Source organism: Kitasatospora sp. NPDC059973 (genome assembly GCF_042737525.1).
In the GTDB taxonomy this organism is placed as follows: Bacteria; Actinomycetota; Actinomycetes; order Streptomycetales; family Streptomycetaceae; genus Kitasatospora.
Genome location: NZ_JBHWUI010000326.1, coordinates 1 through 3,761 on the forward strand (window position 1 = coordinate 1; position 3,761 = coordinate 3,761).

Genomic DNA, 3,761 nt, shown 5'->3' on the forward strand with positions numbered 1-3,761 from the left:
TTCACAAACCCAAAAATTTCCGGCGGCTGCTTATTTTTTTTATAAGACACCGCCCGGTGGCCCGCCACCTTACCGAGGGGTTTTTGTTAGGGCCCGCTCGCAAAGTGCGAGCGGCCCTTCACTTTCCGTAGGACCTTTGCACGTGTGACGGGCGCCGCTGCACAGAAACTCCCTCCGCGCCCGTTCCGCTCCCGGACCCGACCGGAGCGGGCACAGGATGTCGGGTGGGGGAGGGTGGGGGGTTCCTACGGTGGTGGGCAGTGAGAGGGAAGGACGGGGTCGGGGTGCTGGAGCAGGTCAACCGGGCCATGGAGTACGTCGAGGAGCACCTGGACGGGGTGATCGACGTGGGTGAGCTGGCGCGGATCGCGCGGACGTCGGAGTACCACTTCCGGCGGATGTTCTCCGCGCTGGCCGGGATGCCGTTGTCGGAGTACGTGCGGCGCCGGCGGCTGACCGTGGCCGGGGCCGAGGTGCTGGCCGGTGAGCGGACGCTGCTCGATGTGGCGGTCCGGTACGGCTACACCTCGGGGGAGGCGTTCGCCCGGGCGTTCCGGGCGATGCACGGTGTCGGACCGGGTGAGGCCCGGCGCGGCGGCGTGGTGCTGCGGTCCCAGCCCCGGATGTCCTTCCGACTCGTCGTCGAAGGGAGCAGCAGTATGGAATACCGCATCGTGGAGAAGCCCGGGTTCCGGGTGGTCGGTCGGCGGGCCCGGGTCCCGCTCGTCCACGAGGGGGTGAATCCGGCCATCGCGGCGTTCATCCGGGGGATCGCACCGGAGGTGGTCGACCGGATCGCCGCGCTCTCGGACCAGGACCCGGACGGCGTCGTCTCGGTCACCGAGTTCTTCTCGGACAGCCGGGAGGAGGGCGTCGAACTCGACTACTACCACGCGGTGGTGGCGGGTGCGGACGTCGTCGTGCCGGAGGATCTGGACGTGCGGGAGGTGCCGGCCGGGACCTGGGCCGTCTTCTCCGTCACCGGGGCGTTCCCGCAGGCGCTCCAGGAGATGTGGCGGGATGTCTACACCCAGTGGTTCCCGTCCAACCCCTACGAGACCCGGCCGGGGCCGGAGATCCTGCGCACCCGCTTCCTGTCCGACGGCGTCGCCGAGGCGCAGCTGTGGACCGGCGTCGAGCGGGTCGCCCGGTGAGCCCTGCCGCATGGTGAACTGGGCTGGGCCGATGGGACGTTGACGGTCCCGTCGGCCCGGCCGCCTGTTAGGGTCCGCGCATGACGAAGCGTGTGCCCTTCCAGGGGGCCGAGAAGGAGAGTCTGTTCGTTGCGCTCGACCGGCACCGCGACGCGGTGCTGTGGAAGCTGGAGGGGCTGGACGACGAGCAGCTGCGCCGGCCGATGACGGCGTCCGGGACGACGCTGCTGGGGCTGGTCAAGCACCTCGGCGGGGTCGAACTCGGCTGGTTCTGCCGGACGTTCGGCCGGGACACCGGCCCGCTGCCGTTCGACCTCGCCGAGGACGAGCAGTCCGACCTGCGGGTGCGCCCGGACGAGTCCACCGCCGATCTGCTGACCTTCTACGCCCGCGCCCGGGCCAGTGCCGACCAGGTCATCGAGGAGTTCGAGCTCGACGACCTGGGCCGGGCCTGGTTCGGCGACCAGGTGTCGCTGCGCTGGGTGCTGATCCACATGGCGACCGAGACCGCCCGGCACGCGGGCCACATGGACATCCTGCGCGAGCTGATCGACGGGCGGACGGGCGACCACAACCGGGGCTGACGGCCCGGGAGCGGGAGCGCCGGCCCCGGGTCAGCCCAGGAAGCGGCCGTCCCGGGCCACCACCCGCCCGGCCGCGTGGTGGCGGTGGTGCACCGCCCGGCGGCCGGTCCCGGCACCGCTCGATCGGCGCGCGCACCGGCTCCCGCGGGCGCCCCGCACGCCCGTTCGGCGCAGCAGCGGCGGACCGGGGCCGGGGCGGGCCGCATGCTGGGGCGGGGGAGGGGGCCAGCGGAGGAGTGGATCGAGGATGGTCAAGGCGTTCGGGTTCGTCGACTACGGCGGGCCGGAGACTCAGGAATTCCTGGACCGGCCGGTGCTGGAGCCCGGCCCGGGCCAGCTGGCGGTCGGCGTCCGGGCGGCCGGGGTGAACCCGGTGGACTGGAAGATCCGCCGGGGACTCTTCGGGCGGGACCGCGAGCTGCCCGCCGTGCTGGGCCAGGAGGCGGCGGGCGTGGTCGAGCGGATCGGCCCGGATGTCACGGGGTTCACCCCCGGGGACGAGGTGTTCGGGATCGCGGCGGCGGGCGCCTTCGCGGAGCAGACCCTGCTGCTCGCGGCGATGAGCGCGGTCAAGCCCGCCGCGCTCGGGTTCGCCGAGGCGGCGACCCTCCCGGTGGCGGCCGCGACGGCCGACGACGGGCTCCGGGACGTCGGCGTGGGAGCCGGGCAGACGCTGCTGATCCTCGGCGTCGCGGGCGGCGTGGGCAGCGTGGCCGCGCAGCTCGCCCGCAGCCGGGGCATCCGGGTCGTCGGCACGGCGAGCGACGCCAACCGCGGCTACGTGGAGTCGCTGGGCGCGGTGCAGGTGCGGTACGGCGAGGGCGTGGCGGAGCGGATCGCGGCGGCCGCCCCGGACGGTGTGGACGGCATCCTCGACCTGGTCGGCGGGGCCGACCTGCGGGCCGCGGCCGAGACGCTGGCCGAGCGCTCGAAGCTGGTCTCCACCGTCGACCCGGGCACCGTCGCGGAGCTCGGGGGGCGTTTCGTCACCCGCGCCACCACCCCGGCGAGCCTCGCCGCCCTCGCGGCGCTGGCGGCGACCGGCGAGCTCGACGTGCACCTCACCGGCCGGCAGCCGATGGCCCACGCGGCCGAGGCACTGGCGCTGGTGGAGTCCGGGCACGCGCGCGGCAAACTGATCCTCGACATCGGCTGGGAGCAGGCGGGATGAAGCAGCGGACGGTGACGGTCGGCGGGCCCTGCTGGGTGGAGCACGGCAGCTCCGACCCGGAGGGCGCCCAGCGGTTCTACGGCGAGCTGTTCGGCTGGCGGGCCGCCGACCTCGACGCACCGCCGGAGGCCGGCGACTACACCTTCATGAAGCTGGACGGCAGGATCGCCGCCGCCGTCGCCCCGCTCTACGGGGAGGGGCAGCCGACGGCCTGGACGGTCTCCTTCGCGGTCGACGACGCGGACGCGTCCGCCGCCCGGATCACCGGGGCCGGCGGGAGCGTCGTCATCGGACCGACGGAGGCGCTCGGTCTCGGCCGGTTCGTGATCGCCGCCGACCCGTCCGGCGCGGTGTTCGGGCTCTGGCAGGGCCACGCGCTGGCGGGCCTGGAGATGCTCAACGACCCGGGCGCGCTCGGCTGGGTGGAACTGCTCACCCGGGACCCGGACGGCGCCCGGTCGTTCTACCCGGCGGTGTTCGGCTGGACGGTCCGCCCGTCCGAGGTCTACCCCCAGTGGGGCCTGGCCGGCGCCGACTTCGGCGGCATGCTGACGATGGACGAGCGGTTCCCGCCGCAGGTGCCGCCGCACTGGCTGCCCTACTTCGCGGTCGCGGACGTGGACGTCACCGCCTTCCGGGCCGGGAACCTGGGCGCCGACGTGCTGCTGCCGCCCACCTCGATGCCGGACGGGCCCCGGGTCGCCGTGCTGCGCGACCCGCAGGGCGCGGCCTTCGCGGTGCACCTGGCGGGCGCGGAGGGCTGAACCCGCCCGCCCGGCCGGCCTTCCGCGCCGGCCGGGCGTGGAACGAGGCCCCGCCCCGCTACCGCCCCGCGCCGCCCCCGCCCCGCCC

At 74.4% G+C, this 3,761-nt stretch carries 4 protein-coding genes; all 4 read left to right on the plus strand.

The features are described 5' to 3' along the window. Positions 1-284: 284 nt before the first annotated feature. Entirely contained in the window at positions 285-1,154 is an 870-nt protein-coding gene (locus tag ACFWA9_RS38665; protein ID WP_380394202.1) for a GyrI-like domain-containing protein, read from the plus strand. Between the two features lie 80 nt (positions 1,155-1,234). Continuing rightward, on the plus strand, positions 1,235-1,738 hold the full coding sequence (locus tag ACFWA9_RS38670; protein WP_352292511.1) for a DinB family protein: 504 nt from the start codon (positions 1,235-1,237) through the stop codon (positions 1,736-1,738). Positions 1,739-1,985: 247 nt separating this feature from the next. Further along, on the plus strand, positions 1,986-2,909 hold the full coding sequence (locus ACFWA9_RS38675; protein ID WP_380394197.1) for an NADP-dependent oxidoreductase: 924 nt from the start codon (positions 1,986-1,988) through the stop codon (positions 2,907-2,909). Further along, positions 2,906-3,673 (plus strand): VOC family protein, encoded by a 768-nt coding sequence (locus ACFWA9_RS38680; RefSeq protein WP_380394200.1) that lies wholly within the window; start codon positions 2,906-2,908, stop codon positions 3,671-3,673. Before ACFWA9_RS38675 ends, ACFWA9_RS38680 begins: the two co-directional genes overlap by 4 nt. Positions 3,674-3,761 lie beyond the last annotated feature (88 nt).